We start from the raw sequence: 14380 nt of genomic DNA, 5'->3' as shown, positions 1-14380 counted from the left end.
AGTAATGTTGTTGAGCCTGATTTCGTCCTTAAATGCGTAGTAATTTAATACCGGCTTTCGTTTTCGCCATCTGTCTGCCTGTGTCATCCGTGGTTTGGGCACAGGCAGGATGTCATAGATTTTCACGTCAAATCTTGCCCTCCGATAACAATATGGATTGTGTTCTGATCATCCCTTCCAGATGAGCGAAATGTGCATAATCGATATCGGTCAGTGTCGTTCGGCGGTCTATTTCATCGTGACAGGCAGAGCAGGCCCATGCGCCAAATAGATCATGCGGCTTCATTCCCATGCCACTAATACCCGCCATTCGGTAATGAGCCAGAACCACTGTCTCGTTGTTGCCATTACAAATACCCGGAAGTCTGACCTGACATTCCCGACCTCGCGCTTCTTTCCGCAAATTTGCCATCTTATTCCCTTGTCATTTGATTTAAATCCTGTGGCCGTAATAATTCAGCGCGTAGCGTGTCTCTGTGAGTTTTACGCCCTGACATACAGCCCATGCCTGTGAATATTCAATTAAACTGCTCATGCGTCTTACACTCATTCTGGCGGTGCTTTCTCTTGCCAGTGGCACCAGCTCACCTTCCAGCCCTGAGATAATCTGCCCTTCTTTTCCTGTCGCTTTAGCGTGACCAGAAACAAAAATGCATTTCCATTCCGGTGTCTTCCACGTATTGCCCGCCCACTCAATCCCCTGTTTCGAAACGTCACCACACAACGCATGGAACTTGTCGTTCTGCGGTAGTGTTCGATTTGAATCTGAGATAGTGATTTGAATGGGGAATTCGTCGTTGAGAGGTAAGTTATCGAGTGTGACTATCAGATTTTTGAGTATGTGCGCATTTCGTAGCAGAAAGATCTGCTTATCCATCTAATCTCCGTTATATTCCTTCGAAAATAGCCTCTTCTTGCCATTTCAGTAGTTCATCCTTAGAGCATCGCCGTTCACATGGCGGCTCAATTCTCGATTTGTAACCAGCCCACCAGTACCAACCGCTACGGTGTTCTGCTGTGCCACACAGTTTACAGAGATGAACCCGACACATATCTGACCACTGATAATCATGGCCTGCTGAATTGCTTAATCGTTCAACTGTATTTCTGGCCACCATATTTCCCCTCTAATTTCATGCCTGAATACATTAATCTGACCATTGTTCAACCATACCCATAAAGCAGCCTGTAATTAACTCTAATGAGTTTTAACTTCAACTAACCCAATGTTATGACTTATCGTATTTAATCCTCCCTATATTAATCTCACAACGAAATAACGGTATTAATCAATTCAATGAGATTATTTTGATTTTCATCCTGCATTTTCTTCCAATAACCATTTTTCGATTTCAGCATTCTGATGTTTCGCCAGACGCAATGCCTCCAGCCGGTCAGATTCGTCCGATTCATCCAATGTCATGATCAGACAAATTTGCGAGATAATTTTCAGGAATGTATGGTTGGTACGTTCGATGAGTTGTTTGGCGTCTGGTGTTTCTTGCGGTGTCATCTAAAGTTCTTCTGGTGGTGTTAATATTCAGTTACATTCGCTTCACGCCAAGCATCGTCGTAGTCGGCGTTAGGCATGTTTGCGATATAGTTGTAAGGTGTAGCGCCTTCCATGATGAGAAATTGGTGGGATTGCTCTTCAAGATATAACGGGATTTTACCCTCCCATCCTTCCCCGTTCCGTTGCTTTTCCAAGCAGAGAATAGACGCAGGCTCGTTGGTATGGCGCTGTTCTTCATCACTGAGTTGTTGTCCTGCCTGTAGCTTTTGCAACGCCCTCTCCCGACGTTTGTTTCGCCAGATGATAAACAGGTTATCAGTCAGGTCTGTGATAGAACCTGAGCCTTTGACATCCATTTTCCCAGTGGGCTTATCTTCGCTATCAGACTTCCTGCTGTGAGTGACGAGGATGACATGGCTGTTAGTTTTATTCTTGAAGTCACAGACTGCATCAAGAAAATCCTTCTGCCCGTTATAATCATCATCGGCAATTCCGCACTTCATCAGGCTGTCGATGATAAACAGGTTTATGCCATAACGTTTGTTGGCATAGCGGAAAATATCTAACAGGCGATCAGCTTTTGCGGTGCCTGTCAGTCCGAATAGCCATAAGCGGTCATCATAAAAATTAAATGCAGACTCAATCTCAATCATTGGTGGCAACGTGCTACATGTTGCCTGCCGGGTCAGCCTCTTGAGAAATACGGAAGGCTTTAACTCAAACGAGGCCACACACGCCCTTGAACCTTGCCTCATGGCTTCACAAAGAACATGGCCCAGTATTTCACTTTTCCCGTGACCGTTAACCCCGTTGAGTATGGTTAACTCCGCCTCCCTGAATTTGAAATTGTGATTCAAAGTCTCCCACGGGCTGCCGAACAGGTATTGCTCCTTGCCGTAAAATGCCTGAATGGTGTCCTGATAGTATTCTCTGGCACTGCAAAGTTCCTCGGGATCGAAAAAGGCGGCAGTTTCAAGACAGCGGACAATTTCATCCTGAGTCATACCCGCCTGCAGACACTCGTTGATATCTTTGTGCGGAAGCTTGACCAGTCTGCATCGATGTTCACCAAGGCGGTTCGCAATTTCTTTTGCCGCCTCATGGCCCACTTCGTCGTTATCCATCGATAGCCAGATTTCTTCGAAGCGGTCTAGGTTATGATATTCAAATTCAATCCATTGCTGTTTTGCTCCTTTGCCGCCCCCGAACGGGACGGAAAGCGCGGGTAATCCGTATTGGTGATAGCTCATGCTGTCAATTTCACCTTCACAGAGAATCACCACTCTGACGTTTTTCGGCACGGTATCCCAACCGAACAAGCAAGGCTCACAGTCTGCCTCAACGGAAATGGCTTTCTTGCCATTGGGCCGCTCAGTGCTGATCCGCTTAACCTGCAATAACTCACCATCTCGCTTGTAGGGAAAGGCGATAGCAGGTAACTCCCGATTTTCATCGTGCGACCAGATCACCGCATCACAAACTTTGAATGCTTCGGCGGTTTCCCGGCTAATCCCCCGGCTCGCAAGGTAGGTATAACAGTTTTCAGTTTTGCGGATATTTTTTTTCAGCGATTCGCTTTTGGGTCGGCTGAATTTCTTCTGCCGCTTTGCTTCGAAGTGATGATCATCATCGCTAATACCAAGAAATTGCTTCGCTTCGGTCATCGCCTGATGCAGACTGCAGTCTCTCACCTGAATCCATAAATCCAGTAAATCCCCACCGGTTCCCTCAGCAAAATCTGACCAGACTTTCTTCCCGGTAAGATTCACTTTCAGGCTCTTCCCCGTCTCGCCGTTCACTGAACCAGTCACCCATTCGTGACTCTCTCGCTTGCCGTTTGGTAACAAGTACTTCGCCACTCTCTCCACCTCAGACCAAAGACGGTCTGAAAGTTCTGTAACAGTCATCATATTACCCACTATTTTTCATGCCTGATAAATTAGCATGGATATTATTTAAACATGGACATAAAACCCTCTGTAATCAATTTTGAGAGGTTTTAACTTCAAGACACCCAATGTTATGACTTATGCCATTTAATACTCTCTGCGTTAATTTCACGGAGAAATAACGGCATCATAAATTCATGGACGATGTGATTTGGTATTTCGCCGCTAATCCAGAAAGACCAACCCGGATTTACTGATGGTAATCCCGGACTGTCCCGAAGTGGGTTTAGCTGGCGTGCTTATCGCGGGCTTTTCATCTGTCCAGCGTTTCTGGTTCAGGTAGGTGGTCGGGTGGAGATTTTCAAATCCGAATATCTTTGCCTGCAAACGTGACCGAATGTCCTCAACCAAAAACGTCGCAAACTGCTCCGGCGTTCCTCCGGTTTCTTTCCGCCACGCTTTGAACTGAGATTTGAAAGCGGAGAGTGCCTTGGGTTTGCCAATTTTTTTCATCCCGGCAAGCCAAAAGATATTTTCGAATACTGATTGAACCTGATCTTGTTTTGCTGGCTCAAGAGAGGTTTTTTCACATTCAGTCTGAACTTGTTCGGACAATATGTTTTTATTATCTTTCTTTTCTTTAATAGTATCTTTTGTGTTTAGCTGATTTGGCTTATTTTTTTTAGCTGTTTTAGCTAAACTTTTATTAGCTGATTTGGCTAAAGGTTTGCTATTTTGGCTAACATCTAAAATCCACTCAGAAATTTCCAAATTTAGCCCTATCATACTTCCTTGTTTAATAAGTATTTTTCTTTGTGTTAACTCCTTAATTTCGGTGCTCACATGAGTGTGGTGTAGGTTAATCATTTCTGCTATCTGAGTGTTAGTTGCTCTATCAAACCGCTTATGCCAGCCGAACGTTTTTTCAATAATGGCATCAATGATCCTGTACTGCCGATAGGTTATCTCCTTGTTGCTGTGCGCCATTAAAACTAATTTTGGACTACGAGGCATTTTAATGAACTCGATATCACCATTCACACTTTCCTCTTTCACTTGTGTTATTGGCTGACGGTAATCAGCCATTCTTGCAATGTTACTCATGGCGATCATCTCCAATCAGCTCCTTCCGAAGTTCTTTCCGTAATTTCGCGTCATCTAAAAGAGCACGAAGATGTTTAACTCCTTCCTTGGTAACGGAACGAGCCTCCCGATCGCGCATGTTATTTTTATGCACGGCTATGTGATTAAATTTGGTTTTCATGTATAATTACTCTCGTGAAATGTTGTTCTGAGGGGAACACTGCATACTTCCCCTTGTCGTTAAATCGACATCTCAATTTGCATTTCTGAAGCCTCGTTGGTTGCCGCCTTCGAGGTTTTTCTTTTGACCTTACCTTCGCTTTCCAAAGCCTGAATTAATCGCTCGGCATATATCCCTTCGATTACCACTACAGGTTTACTATCTGCATCAAATATCTCAAACGCCCATTCAGGTAATCCCAAATTCACGATCATTAAACTCGCTAATCTGGCGATCCGGTTCTTATCCTTGCTTAACTTGGATGGATGAATACCCATTTCGCTTGCCAGTTCATTATTCCCAAATTCAAATACTTTCTTGTGAAAATAGCTCTCAAGCATCTGAGCTTTACGCGTATCACGAGTATTTTTGACAGTTTTTGCTATTTCCATTTGTTATATTTCCTAAAGTGAAATTTAGTTAACAAGTTATGTTTTTATATGACGAAAAGCGATATCAACTATTCTGAGATGAATAATGGTTAACACGACTTAGCCTCTTGATGAATAAGCCTTTACGGGATCTACGCCCCGATTGCCTGAGTTCTTACTCGGCGCTATTTCGATTTGCTAGGGTTCATCAATAGCTTGTCGTGAAGATAGATTGTTAAAGAGCAATGACCGTTACATCAATCCCTTATCGGGGTTTGCGGCCTGTAGTAACCATTTTTCGGTGAACTTTCCGTTAGAATGTTCTGCAAGCAATTTTGAATAACTGGTTTTTCCTGTGTACTCGGTTCGGGGTAAGCAGCCGTTTTGTACCCACTTCCAAACTGCAACGGTGCTTTTCCCGCAGATCTTGGCTGCAGCGGTTTGCCCACCGACTGCACTCACTGCGAATTCAACTGGGTTCATTTGGTTAATATCATTATTAAGTAAATTAACTGTTGGTTAATTCTAAATTCTAACTGACAGTTTAGTCAAGTCTGGATGATAATTAACTCATGGTTAAAAATACTGATAAAGTTGAGTTCACCAAACGGCTAAAAGAGGCATGTTTAGATGCTGGATTTGCCGGACGTGGGCTAGGCAGGAAAATTACTGACGCCCTCGCCGAACAAAAAATAAAAGTCAGCGGCCCTGCGGTCTGGAAGTGGTTAAATTCAGAATCAATTCCAGACTCCAGTAATATTTTGGCATTAAGTAGATGGCTTGAAGTCCGGCCTGAGTGGTTGGAATATGGTAGAGGTTCTAAAGAACAAGACGGAATACCTTTATCAAAAGTTGAAGCTGAAGAGATTCAGTCTTGGGATTCCATATCACCTGCTCCCGATGATGAGGTTGCAATACCATTCTTTACAAGCATAGAGCAGGCGGCAGAAAACGGATATCACATTAACGAAGAACACAATGGATTTAAGGTAAGATTCTCACTTTCTGTGCTTCGTCGATACGGAGCTGACCCAGCTAATGTAATGGCACTTTCTGTTTATGGAGACAGTATGTCGCCAGTAATTCCAAATGGCTCAACTGTAACTGTTGATAGAGGACATCAAAACATTGTTGACGGAGGCATATATGTCATCAAACAAGATGAATTATTCCGCATCAAATTGTTATATAGGCAGCCTGGAAAATTAATAGTTCGTAGTTTCAACTCTGCTGAGTTTGCTGACGAAATAACAGAAATACAAAACGTTAAAATCATAGGTAGAGTCATTCACTGGTCAGTAATGGCTTGGTAGCCCTTCAGAATCACTTCCGTTTCTCATATATATAGCCGCTAACCATGCGGCTTTTTCTATTACCCTCCTCTAATTTATTTGATGTAAATCACAATTCACTCACCAGTTAATAAATTTATTAACTTAAAATTCAATTAGTTAAGATTTAATCTTAATTTAATTAACCAATGGTTATTGACTAAAATTAACCATTAGTTAATAATCCATTCCATCAAAGGCACACAGCCGAAAGATAACTCAGTATGCTCTTTAACAATTTGGAATTGCATCTAATGCTGAGCAGAGAGATCTGCGCAACTCAGTTCCCTGACATCTCCAGACCTCACGGGGTATATGGCATCTCAGGCAAGCGGCGGACAGTGTTAGGTGTATTTATCAACAATAGGAGAACCAATCATGGTTTAGCAAAGCGGATAGACCGCAAGCGTAATGCTTTGATGATGCGGTAGTGACGCATCCCTGAGTAGCCAAATGGTTAGCCTGTGTAGCGACGGGTCAAGGTTCATAGATTACAAATAGCTCCGATAAGCAGCAAGAAAGCCAGTCTTGCATCGGTTATGGCTGAAAGAAGGCACTCAAGGGCATGAGCGCAACCACTGCGAGAGTGTGGTTCAAAGTGCAGTTGGCTTTGAGGTGTGGTGATCATCGCCATAGCATCAAAGCCAATTAACGGGAGAAGTTTTATGTACGAAAATTACAAGTACGGGAATTTCGATAAACTGGAAAGTGCCATTGATGATGCTCTTAATCAGGCTCGGAAGCACCGAAAAAAAGATTTTTGGAATAATAACGAGTCGAAACCTAGTGCTACCAAACAAGAGCCTGGCACTGCTAACACGCCCAGCAGCCTAATCACCGTAGTAAATAGAAAATCAGTTTCAGCCAAAACCAAGTCCCACCGTAGGTTGGAGTCAGGCGGGATTACGGCTAGGGTATAGCCAAATAGAGTGAGTGACGCATAGTGATTTTCTTGTTTTTTGACCTCAAATGAGGTATAAAAAACAGAAAATAATATAAGGATAACCTATGCACCCTACACAGAATTTAGCCAGACCAATCATTCATACCGAACCCAACATAGTCGATACTCATTTATCGACCTTAGGATTATCCCAGAAAGATCTAAATGCAATATTGCGTAGAGGATTATCTGGACGAAATTCAACAACCCAAAATCATCCAGTTACTTCTCGTGGGCAATATTTCTACGGCGAAGCAGTTAGTGGAGCACGAGAAATACTTTCCTTTAGGGGATTTAAAAAATGCTCTATCCGAAATGTTGAGCTTACCGTTAGTGACAGCGTGGCTATCTATATTTGCCGTGGGTGTGATCAAACTGGTTTAGCTCATGGCTACCCAGAGTCACGAATGAAAAAGGGAGATTTTACATGTGAATTAATGGGACTCATTCGCAATAATAATCCTGGGCAAGGCATTTTAGATTTTGAAGATGAGCAATTGAATTTTGGATTCGAGTCTCTTGATGATGAACCTCTTTTACCCAATCAGTTAGGACTGGATTTATGGTTTCTACTTTATAACTTCTACGAAATAGACGAGCATCAGCTAGGTATCAAGGCTGAGCTTTCTCGTCCAATCACTTATAACCACAAGAACATAGTTAATAGTTTTTCTACCCGATTAATTTTGGATACTGCGCCAACAGATCCTGTCATTAAACGGGGCGACGAACCTCAATTCACTCCTGAAATTGAGATTGATATTTTAAAAACAGGCTAGATATACATGTTTAATGCAGAGCGTTTACGTCTTGCAAGAGAGCGCAGAGGTTTTACACAAAAAACCTTGGCTGAGCAAGCGGGATTAACAAGCAAAACGATATCAAATTATGAGAAATCTGGCATATTTGAGCCCATAGCTAGTGATAGCATGGCAAAAATAGCCTCAGTTCTTAGATATCCTTTGGCGTTTTTTAGCTCTGAAGAAATCCCTTCTTTAGAAGATAAAGCTGTCAGTTTTCGAGCAATGACAAAACTTAGCGCCCAAAAACGCAATGCAGCCATAAGTGCAGGTAGATTAGTCCAAGAATTATCTTCATGGATTGAATCAAGTTTTAAACTTCCAGCACCTAATATTCCTGATTGTAGTTTTGATAATTCCTGCTCTCCAGAAGATGCTGCTCGCATAGTAAGAGAGCACTGGGGAATCGGTGAATTATCTATTTCGAATGTCGTACATTTACTTGAGGCTAATGGCGTTAAAGTCTTTTCGTTAGCAGAAAATTGCCTCGAGGTTGATGCTTTTTCTTTCTGGATGGATGAGAAACCTTTTGTTCTACTCAACACAATGAAGACACCAGAACGTAGTCGATTTGATGCCGCTCATGAGTTAGGTCACTTGGTACTCCATAAACATGCAAGCAATAGCGGTCGAGAAGCTGAAATGGATGCAGATCGCTTCGCATCAGCATTTTTGATGCCTGAACGTAGTATTTTAGCTATGGTGCCTAGAATGCCATCACTAGATCACTTGATTCAGTTAAAAAGACATTGGAAAGTTTCTCTTGCTGCACTGGTGAAGCGGACATTTGATGTTGGGCTTTCCACAGAGTGGCATCATCGCCAGTTATGCATAGAACTCAGCAGACGGGGATTCAGAACAACCGAACCAGAAGGAATGGAGGTTCGTGAAAAATCCATGATCCTAGATAAAGTGTTTACCTCATTTCGCAATAGCGGAGTAAAACGCATAGATATTCTTAATCAATTGCATTTACCATTAGATGAAATGCGCGCTTTTACCTTTGAGCATAGTTTCTTTATGGCTGCTATTAACGGTAATAGCAATGCCCCTATTGCTAAAAAAGAGCAGAACTCCATTTTGCATCTCATCAAGTAATTAAGTGATAAATATTGGTTGACTAACTCCAGCTCATTTCCGAGTGGGCTGTAGTGAGTTACTCTGATATATTCATGGATTCGACAATGGATTCATGAGGGATTATGCATGGAATCATTAACGAGTGTATTATTTTGTATGCTATGGATTTGTATTATTATAATTTCTTGTTGTTGGTATGTTTTCGCCTTTCTGGGATTGTTTTTTATATTTATGCTATTCAAAGTAAAAACCGGAAAAATATTATTATCAATATCTGCTGTATTAATGCTATCCCTATCAACATTGGGATATTTATTTTCGCATAGTTATATATAGTAAAAAAATCACCAATTACCAGCCTCGCAAATGTGGGGCTTTTTATTACCTGAATTAATTCGCTAGCCTCAAAAATAAATCCAACACCAGGGATCTTATTAATCGTTTTCACTAACGAGGGGTTTTTACATGCGTAATAACATGCACGATGGATGCGCGGTCGCTCCCGCAAAACCACAAGCTATCAGGAACAGGCGCACATGGAAGCGCCGAATTACTCTCTTTCTCATCTCATTAACTGTATTTATTCCCGTTTAATCACAATGGAGAAATAACACATGCGTCTTACAAGATTTGCAGTTAAAAAACGCCACGGCATGGAACAAATAGCGCGAATTGCTCAAGAGAATGAATTAACCGAATCAGAACTTGATGATCTGGTTAATGAAATTAAGTTCAGATTGTTGATGGCGCGGAGCAAAAAACGAACAGCCAAATTTGAAAGGATCCCATTATGAGAAATTTCGATTACAACATTCACACCAATCCCAATAATAAATCTCAGCAGCGACAATACACGGAAGAACAAATCGCCGAACACAACTGGCGGCAATATGAAAGGGAGGTGTTAGGCAGAGAAGGAGTACTACCCAGTGATATGGAATTTAGGGGGGATTTCAGATGAACACTTATCCCCGCAGATCGCCCGGCAGTTGTGTGCCAAAAGATCCGAAAGAGAAAGAGCAGTACCTGGATGAACTGGTCGCGGCAATCAGTAATAAAACACCACATCCCGCAATCATGAGTGCTAAGGAGCGTGTCTTAGCAGAGCGACTCTTCAATATTAACTATAAATCTTCATTTAACCCGCCCCTACCCCAGCATATGCAAGAACAGCGTGACGAAGAGATACGTCAAGGGTGGCGAGAGTACTGGTCAAAGAATAGTAAAGAGCACGATCACTATCGGGGTGAATCACCTCGCCGCCATAATGGTGGTATCTGGACAGGAGATTAATTTTGACAATTTACAGAGTAGTAGACACCGAAACCTGCAACATGGATAGCGGGATTGTAGAGATAGCCAGCATTGACATTGTAGGTAACATCATAAATTACATGGAAAAACAATCTCATTTCGTCAATCCCCAACAACCCATCTCAGTCGGGGCAATGGCTATTCACCATATTACGGATGAAATGGTCGCTAATTCTCCGCTAATTAATGATGTTATTACTAAATACAAAGGGGCTGACTTTCTGGTTGCACATAATGCTGCTTTCGATTCACGTATGATGCCGGAGATGGACGCACCGTTTATCTGTACATTGAAATTAGCCAAGCGTTTGTGGCCAAACATGGAAAGTCACAGCAACCAATATCTCCGGTATGCACTAAAACTGGATGTTTTTGTACCGGATGGGTTACATGCACACAGGGCACTGTATGACTGCATAGTCACCGCCGCACTATTTAAACGTATCAAGGATGAATCAGGTTGGTCTGATGAAGAGATGCTGGAGATTAGTCACCAGCCCTCATTGCTGCACAAGTTCAGATTTGGCAAGCACAAAGGTATGACATTTGAAGAGGTTAAAAAAACTAACCCCAGCTATTTTACATGGCTATTAAAGCAGCCTGACATTGATCCTGATATTGAATTTACCCTCAATTATTGGTTATCGAGGTAGTTATGAGTGCAGTCTACAAAGCTATCAGTAATGTTGCCAAAGAACTGGCTGAAACAGGGATTAAAAAAAACAGCGAGAATAAAGTTCAAAAGTTCATGTTCAGGGGGATTGATGCTGTTTATAACGCACTAGCCCCGGCACTAGTCAAACATGGATTACTTATCTTGCCACGCATAACTGAACGCACCGTAACAGAACGGGCCACAAAAACAGGAGGTGCACTGTTTTATGTCGTCGTCAAAGCTGAATTTGACTTTATCGCCACAGAAGATGGCAGCAAGCATACTGTGACCACGTTTGGTGAAGCGATGGATAGCGGAGACAAAGCAACGAACAAAGCTATGTCCATCGCATATAAATATGCTGCATTTCAGGCGTTCTGTATTCCAACCGAAGAAACAGCCATTGATGCTGACGCAGAAATCCATCATGTGGCATCTAAAGGAGCCGATGAAATTTTGCGGGATTTTACTGAATATGCAACTCATGAAAGCAGCAGAGAAAAACTACAGCAACAATATTCCGATACATGGAAATCACTGGAAGGACACCCAGATTTGCAAGAAAAATGTAAGGAAGTAACCGGGATTAGATTTAAAGAACTGAAACAGGCGGCATAAATGGCACAACGCGGAGTTAACAAAGTTATTTTATTAGGCAACTTAGGGCAGGATCCTGAAGTACGTTATTCGCCAAACGGGGGCGCGGTGGCAAATATCACACTAGCCACCTCTGAAACATGGCGGGATAAGCAATCCGGGGAGATGAAGGAAAAAACGGAATGGCACCGGGTGGTGATATTCGGGAAACTCGCCGAAGTTGCCGGTGAATATCTGAAAAAAGGCAGTCAGGTTTATATTGAAGGCCAGCTACAAACACGGAAGTGGCAAGACCAACAAGGGCAAGATCGCTATTCCACTGAGGTAGTAGTGAACATCGGTGGAACGATGCAGATGCTAGGAGTCAGACAGGAAAGCCAGCAGTCACAACAACAGCACCCAAGACAGCAACAACAATCTCAGGGATGGGGGAAACCACAACAGCCACAATCAGCACCGCCAATGGATTTTGACGATGACGTGCCATTCGCTCCAATCGGCAAGCAATACCCCAACCATGCTATCTACGTGATTTAACCAACCAAAATAATATTTACTGGAATAATAGAAAGGTGAATATATGGCAATAATTCAGTACTACGTAGCTTACAGTAAAGAAACAATCCCTGATGAGGTCTCGGAAAATCGTCGCTACGAACTTGAAGCAGACAATAACTATAGTGCCGATGATGACGACTTTGAATACTGTCTACAGGATTGTGCGGATGATTATTACTCTAATCATGATGGCTGGGAAGGTAAGTGGCCTCTGTTATTTATGCTGTGGATTGGCGATTTATACATAGGAATGTTTGAAGTTGAATGCGAATACGAGCCCGTATTTTCTTCTAGTCAAGTTGGTTAGTTCAAGCCAAAACACCCAACCCTACACTCTATCACTACGTTGCTGCGCAGCAGGAGGATTATTATGCATATCGAAACATCGGATGTCGCTAAAATACAGATCACGGATGTACCACGTCATGATCCTATTCATGTTTATCTGGAAGATTACGGTAATAAGATGGGCCGGATAACAATCTCTGAATATGGCAACTCATGGTCTGCATTCTGGCCTGCGATGGGCTGCTCGTTATCTGATTTTGTTCTCAAGGCTGATAACGGGTATCTCATTGGATATCTTGCTCCCGCATTAAACACTGGTAGTCCAAAATACAAAAGGATGGATTCTCGTTTAAATGCTGTGAAAGAAGCATTAAGGAGATTGCATGTATAGCAACTCAATTAGACATCAGTTTTAACACCTGTCACTTCGGCTGGTTTGATACTGATATATGTAAGAAAGCAGAGAGTATATGTAGGAGAATTAATAATGAACAATGATGTGATTAGAAACATAAATACAACATTAGAATCAGCCGAGAATTTAAAAGCAGCAGGAGCTAATGAAATAACATTGGATTTAGACTCATACATCACGATATTAAAACGTCTCGCAAAATATGAAAATATGGAACCCGCCGGCCATTTCATCGTTAGTGGAGATGGTTTTATCGGCGAAGTTTTTCATGAATTCAATAATGATCCTGATGTATTTAATCTCTACCGTCATCCAAACAAATAACGAGAATAGACATGAGTAAAAAATTAATTGAATTCAGCGCTGAATTAGAAATAACTGATTTTTGTAAAAACGGCGAAGGTAAAGCTGTAGCATTTGGCAAAGTATTTAATGACAGTAAAAATCGTTTTCCTGACGGTTCTGAAATAATCACATCATTAGTTCATAACACCGAAACTTATGAAGCTGATGGATATATTAAAACTCAGAATTCAGTTTATAAGATACGTCACCCAAACAAATAACGAGAAATAATATGGCAGATTTTGGAGGTAGTAGTACTCCGAAGGAATTTAAAGATTTATGGCAAACTCCCCTCCCGTTATTTAAAGCACTCGACCTAGAATTTAACTTTACCCTTGATGTAGCAGCATCTGCTCAAAACGCGCTGTGCACACATTATCTCACAGAACGAGATAATGCACTGGAGTCTGACTGGGTGAGTCACGGCTCTATCTGGTGCAACCCACCTTACTCCCATATTAGGCCGTGGTTAGAGAAAGCCGCTATCGAGTGCCAAAAGCAATTACAGCCAGTCGTGATGTTAGTTCCGTCTGATACCTCTGTCGGCTGGTTCAAGTTGGCGCTGGAGACGGTAGATGAGGTTAGGTTAATAACGGGTGGAAGAGTTGAATTTATACCAGTAGAACAAAGAAAGAGAAATTCAAATACAAAAGGCTCCATGTTTTTAATTTGGCGACCTTTTATTACTCCTCGGAAATTAATAACCACTGTTGATAAAGAACACCTATTCAATATAGGTAATAACGAAATAAGGGAAATAACGTGAATATACCAAAAATATCAATTGAAATATCTCGTAAATCAGCTAAAGAGTTTTGTGATTTTTATAATGATGACAAGTTATCTGATGAAAGTTTGGTTTTGTCCATAACTGATATTGTACAGGATGCATTAAATGATATTGAGTTTCCAGCTTCGGAAATAAAAACCACACTTACCGATGACTAACGAATTCGAGAACAAAAAATGAAAGGTGGC

At 41.9% G+C, this 14380-nt stretch carries 23 protein-coding genes; 15 read left to right on the top strand and 8 right to left on the bottom strand.

All coding sequences use genetic code 11. From position 1 onward, the window contains the following. Positions 1 to 127: 127 nt before the first annotated feature. From Xsto_RS02140 to Xsto_RS02105, 8 genes are all read right to left on the bottom strand, one after another. Positions 128 to 412: a DUF1364 domain-containing protein gene (locus Xsto_RS02140; protein ID WP_099123953.1), complete on the bottom strand. Its 285-nt coding sequence runs from the start codon at positions 410 to 412 to the stop codon at positions 128 to 130. Positions 413 to 433: 21 nt separating this feature from the next. Beyond that, complete coding sequence (locus Xsto_RS02135) at positions 434 to 877, bottom strand: recombination protein NinB (RefSeq protein WP_099123952.1); 444 nt, start codon at positions 875 to 877, stop codon at positions 434 to 436. 10 nt (positions 878 to 887) lie between these two features. Then, on the bottom strand, positions 888 to 1118 hold the full coding sequence (locus Xsto_RS02130; protein WP_099123951.1) for a hypothetical protein: 231 nt from the start codon (positions 1116 to 1118) through the stop codon (positions 888 to 890). Positions 1119 to 1315: 197 nt separating this feature from the next. Beyond that, the gene (locus Xsto_RS02125) at positions 1316 to 1513 is read right to left on the bottom strand and encodes a hypothetical protein (RefSeq protein ID WP_099123950.1); all 198 of its coding nucleotides are present in this window, start codon (positions 1511 to 1513) and stop codon (positions 1316 to 1318) included. Positions 1514 to 1533: 20 nt separating this feature from the next. Further along, positions 1534 to 3420 carry a toprim domain-containing protein gene (locus Xsto_RS02120; protein ID WP_099123962.1) on the bottom strand — a complete coding sequence of 629 codons (1887 nt, stop codon included), beginning with the start codon at positions 3418 to 3420 and terminating at the stop codon, positions 1534 to 1536. 207 nt (positions 3421 to 3627) lie between these two features. Then, positions 3628 to 4515: a replication protein gene (locus Xsto_RS02115; RefSeq protein ID WP_099123949.1), complete on the bottom strand. Its 888-nt coding sequence runs from the start codon at positions 4513 to 4515 to the stop codon at positions 3628 to 3630. Positions 4516 to 4725: 210 nt separating this feature from the next. Then, positions 4726 to 5097 (bottom strand): hypothetical protein, encoded by a 372-nt coding sequence (locus Xsto_RS02110; RefSeq protein WP_099123948.1) that lies wholly within the window; start codon positions 5095 to 5097, stop codon positions 4726 to 4728. A 231-nt stretch (positions 5098 to 5328) separates the two neighbouring features. Beyond that, complete coding sequence (locus tag Xsto_RS02105) at positions 5329 to 5559, bottom strand: helix-turn-helix domain-containing protein (protein ID WP_099122592.1); 231 nt, start codon at positions 5557 to 5559, stop codon at positions 5329 to 5331. Between the two features lie 89 nt (positions 5560 to 5648). On the opposite strand from Xsto_RS02105, the gene Xsto_RS02100 reads away from it, so the two are divergent. The 15 genes from Xsto_RS02100 to Xsto_RS02025 all read left to right on the top strand — a co-directional run bounded on the left by Xsto_RS02100 (position 5649) and on the right by Xsto_RS02025 (position 14350). Next, entirely contained in the window at positions 5649 to 6389 is a 741-nt protein-coding gene (locus Xsto_RS02100; protein WP_099123947.1) for a S24 family peptidase, read from the top strand. Positions 6390 to 7415: 1026 nt separating this feature from the next. Next, entirely contained in the window at positions 7416 to 8129 is a 714-nt protein-coding gene (locus tag Xsto_RS02090) for a hypothetical protein (RefSeq protein WP_099123945.1), read from the top strand. 6 nt (positions 8130 to 8135) lie between these two features. Then, positions 8136 to 9248: a helix-turn-helix domain-containing protein gene (locus Xsto_RS02085; protein WP_099123944.1), complete on the top strand. Its 1113-nt coding sequence runs from the start codon at positions 8136 to 8138 to the stop codon at positions 9246 to 9248. A gap of 596 nt (positions 9249 to 9844) precedes the next feature. Continuing rightward, entirely contained in the window at positions 9845 to 10024 is a 180-nt protein-coding gene (locus Xsto_RS02075) for a hypothetical protein (protein ID WP_099123942.1), read from the top strand. Beyond that, the gene (locus Xsto_RS21360; protein ID WP_169926579.1) at positions 10021 to 10191 is read left to right on the top strand and encodes a hypothetical protein; all 171 of its coding nucleotides are present in this window, start codon (positions 10021 to 10023) and stop codon (positions 10189 to 10191) included. The genes Xsto_RS02075 and Xsto_RS21360 overlap by 4 nt, the downstream gene beginning before the upstream one ends. After that, positions 10188 to 10523 (top strand): hypothetical protein, encoded by a 336-nt coding sequence (locus tag Xsto_RS02070; RefSeq protein ID WP_099123941.1) that lies wholly within the window; start codon positions 10188 to 10190, stop codon positions 10521 to 10523. The genes Xsto_RS21360 and Xsto_RS02070 overlap by 4 nt, the downstream gene beginning before the upstream one ends. After that, positions 10523 to 11197 (top strand): exodeoxyribonuclease X, encoded by a 675-nt coding sequence (gene exoX, locus Xsto_RS02065; protein WP_099123940.1) that lies wholly within the window; start codon positions 10523 to 10525, stop codon positions 11195 to 11197. Before Xsto_RS02070 ends, exoX begins: the two co-directional genes overlap by 1 nt. Positions 11198 to 11199: 2 nt before the next feature. Continuing rightward, positions 11200 to 11817 carry an ERF family protein gene (locus Xsto_RS02060; protein WP_099123939.1) on the top strand — a complete coding sequence of 206 codons (618 nt, stop codon included), beginning with the start codon at positions 11200 to 11202 and terminating at the stop codon, positions 11815 to 11817. Continuing rightward, on the top strand, positions 11818 to 12333 hold the full coding sequence (locus tag Xsto_RS02055) for a single-stranded DNA-binding protein (protein ID WP_099123938.1): 516 nt from the start codon (positions 11818 to 11820) through the stop codon (positions 12331 to 12333). It begins immediately after the preceding gene. A 43-nt stretch (positions 12334 to 12376) separates the two neighbouring features. Then, a complete protein-coding gene (locus Xsto_RS02050; protein ID WP_099123937.1) occupies positions 12377 to 12661 on the top strand; it encodes a hypothetical protein in 285 nt (94 codons plus the stop codon). A gap of 63 nt (positions 12662 to 12724) precedes the next feature. Then, positions 12725 to 13033 (top strand): phiTE_072 family protein, encoded by a 309-nt coding sequence (locus tag Xsto_RS02045; protein WP_099123936.1) that lies wholly within the window; start codon positions 12725 to 12727, stop codon positions 13031 to 13033. Positions 13034 to 13129: 96 nt separating this feature from the next. Next, entirely contained in the window at positions 13130 to 13381 is a 252-nt protein-coding gene (locus tag Xsto_RS02040; RefSeq protein ID WP_099123935.1) for a hypothetical protein, read from the top strand. 11 nt (positions 13382 to 13392) lie between these two features. Continuing rightward, on the top strand, positions 13393 to 13623 hold the full coding sequence (locus Xsto_RS02035; protein ID WP_099123934.1) for a hypothetical protein: 231 nt from the start codon (positions 13393 to 13395) through the stop codon (positions 13621 to 13623). 11 nt (positions 13624 to 13634) lie between these two features. Beyond that, positions 13635 to 14168 (top strand): phage N-6-adenine-methyltransferase, encoded by a 534-nt coding sequence (locus Xsto_RS02030; RefSeq protein WP_099123933.1) that lies wholly within the window; start codon positions 13635 to 13637, stop codon positions 14166 to 14168. Then, entirely contained in the window at positions 14165 to 14350 is a 186-nt protein-coding gene (locus Xsto_RS02025) for a hypothetical protein (RefSeq protein WP_099123932.1), read from the top strand. The genes Xsto_RS02030 and Xsto_RS02025 overlap by 4 nt, the downstream gene beginning before the upstream one ends. Positions 14351 to 14380: the final 30 nt, after the last annotated feature.

Source organism: Xenorhabdus stockiae, assembly GCF_002632825.1.
Taxonomy (GTDB): domain Bacteria; phylum Pseudomonadota; class Gammaproteobacteria; order Enterobacterales; family Enterobacteriaceae; genus Xenorhabdus; species Xenorhabdus stockiae.
Note: the sequence above shows the minus strand (reverse complement) of the source record. Positions and strands in the feature narration are given on the sequence as shown.

What these genes read in the sequence shown, in the direction of transcription:
- Xsto_RS02030 (WP_099123933.1), top strand. Translation starts at nt 13,635, where the DNA reads ATGGCAGATTTTGGAGGTAGTAGTACTCCGAAGGAATTTAAAGATTTA.
- Xsto_RS02120 (WP_099123962.1), bottom strand. Translation starts at nt 3,420, where the DNA reads ATGACTGTTACAGAACTTTCAGACCGTCTTTGGTCTGAGGTGGAGAGA.
- Xsto_RS02115 (WP_099123949.1), bottom strand. Translation starts at nt 4,515, where the DNA reads ATGATCGCCATGAGTAACATTGCAAGAATGGCTGATTACCGTCAGCCA.
- Xsto_RS02130 (WP_099123951.1), bottom strand. Translation starts at nt 1,118, where the DNA reads ATGGTGGCCAGAAATACAGTTGAACGATTAAGCAATTCAGCAGGCCAT.
- Xsto_RS02090 (WP_099123945.1), top strand. Translation starts at nt 7,416, where the DNA reads ATGCACCCTACACAGAATTTAGCCAGACCAATCATTCATACCGAACCC.
- Xsto_RS02105 (WP_099122592.1), bottom strand. Translation starts at nt 5,559, where the DNA reads ATGAACCCAGTTGAATTCGCAGTGAGTGCAGTCGGTGGGCAAACCGCT.
- Xsto_RS02035 (WP_099123934.1), top strand. Translation starts at nt 13,393, where the DNA reads ATGAGTAAAAAATTAATTGAATTCAGCGCTGAATTAGAAATAACTGAT.
- Xsto_RS02135 (WP_099123952.1), bottom strand. Translation starts at nt 877, where the DNA reads ATGGATAAGCAGATCTTTCTGCTACGAAATGCGCACATACTCAAAAAT.
- Xsto_RS02040 (WP_099123935.1), top strand. Translation starts at nt 13,130, where the DNA reads ATGAACAATGATGTGATTAGAAACATAAATACAACATTAGAATCAGCC.
- Xsto_RS02140 (WP_099123953.1), bottom strand. Translation starts at nt 412, where the DNA reads ATGGCAAATTTGCGGAAAGAAGCGCGAGGTCGGGAATGTCAGGTCAGA.
- Xsto_RS02050 (WP_099123937.1), top strand. Translation starts at nt 12,377, where the DNA reads ATGGCAATAATTCAGTACTACGTAGCTTACAGTAAAGAAACAATCCCT.
- Xsto_RS21360 (WP_169926579.1), top strand. Translation starts at nt 10,021, where the DNA reads ATGAGAAATTTCGATTACAACATTCACACCAATCCCAATAATAAATCT.
- Xsto_RS02110 (WP_099123948.1), bottom strand. Translation starts at nt 5,097, where the DNA reads ATGGAAATAGCAAAAACTGTCAAAAATACTCGTGATACGCGTAAAGCT.
- Xsto_RS02085 (WP_099123944.1), top strand. Translation starts at nt 8,136, where the DNA reads ATGTTTAATGCAGAGCGTTTACGTCTTGCAAGAGAGCGCAGAGGTTTT.
- Xsto_RS02045 (WP_099123936.1), top strand. Translation starts at nt 12,725, where the DNA reads ATGCATATCGAAACATCGGATGTCGCTAAAATACAGATCACGGATGTA.
- Xsto_RS02075 (WP_099123942.1), top strand. Translation starts at nt 9,845, where the DNA reads ATGCGTCTTACAAGATTTGCAGTTAAAAAACGCCACGGCATGGAACAA.
- Xsto_RS02055 (WP_099123938.1), top strand. Translation starts at nt 11,818, where the DNA reads ATGGCACAACGCGGAGTTAACAAAGTTATTTTATTAGGCAACTTAGGG.
- Xsto_RS02060 (WP_099123939.1), top strand. Translation starts at nt 11,200, where the DNA reads ATGAGTGCAGTCTACAAAGCTATCAGTAATGTTGCCAAAGAACTGGCT.
- Xsto_RS02125 (WP_099123950.1), bottom strand. Translation starts at nt 1,513, where the DNA reads ATGACACCGCAAGAAACACCAGACGCCAAACAACTCATCGAACGTACC.
- Xsto_RS02070 (WP_099123941.1), top strand. Translation starts at nt 10,188, where the DNA reads ATGAACACTTATCCCCGCAGATCGCCCGGCAGTTGTGTGCCAAAAGAT.
- Xsto_RS02100 (WP_099123947.1), top strand. Translation starts at nt 5,649, where the DNA reads ATGGTTAAAAATACTGATAAAGTTGAGTTCACCAAACGGCTAAAAGAG.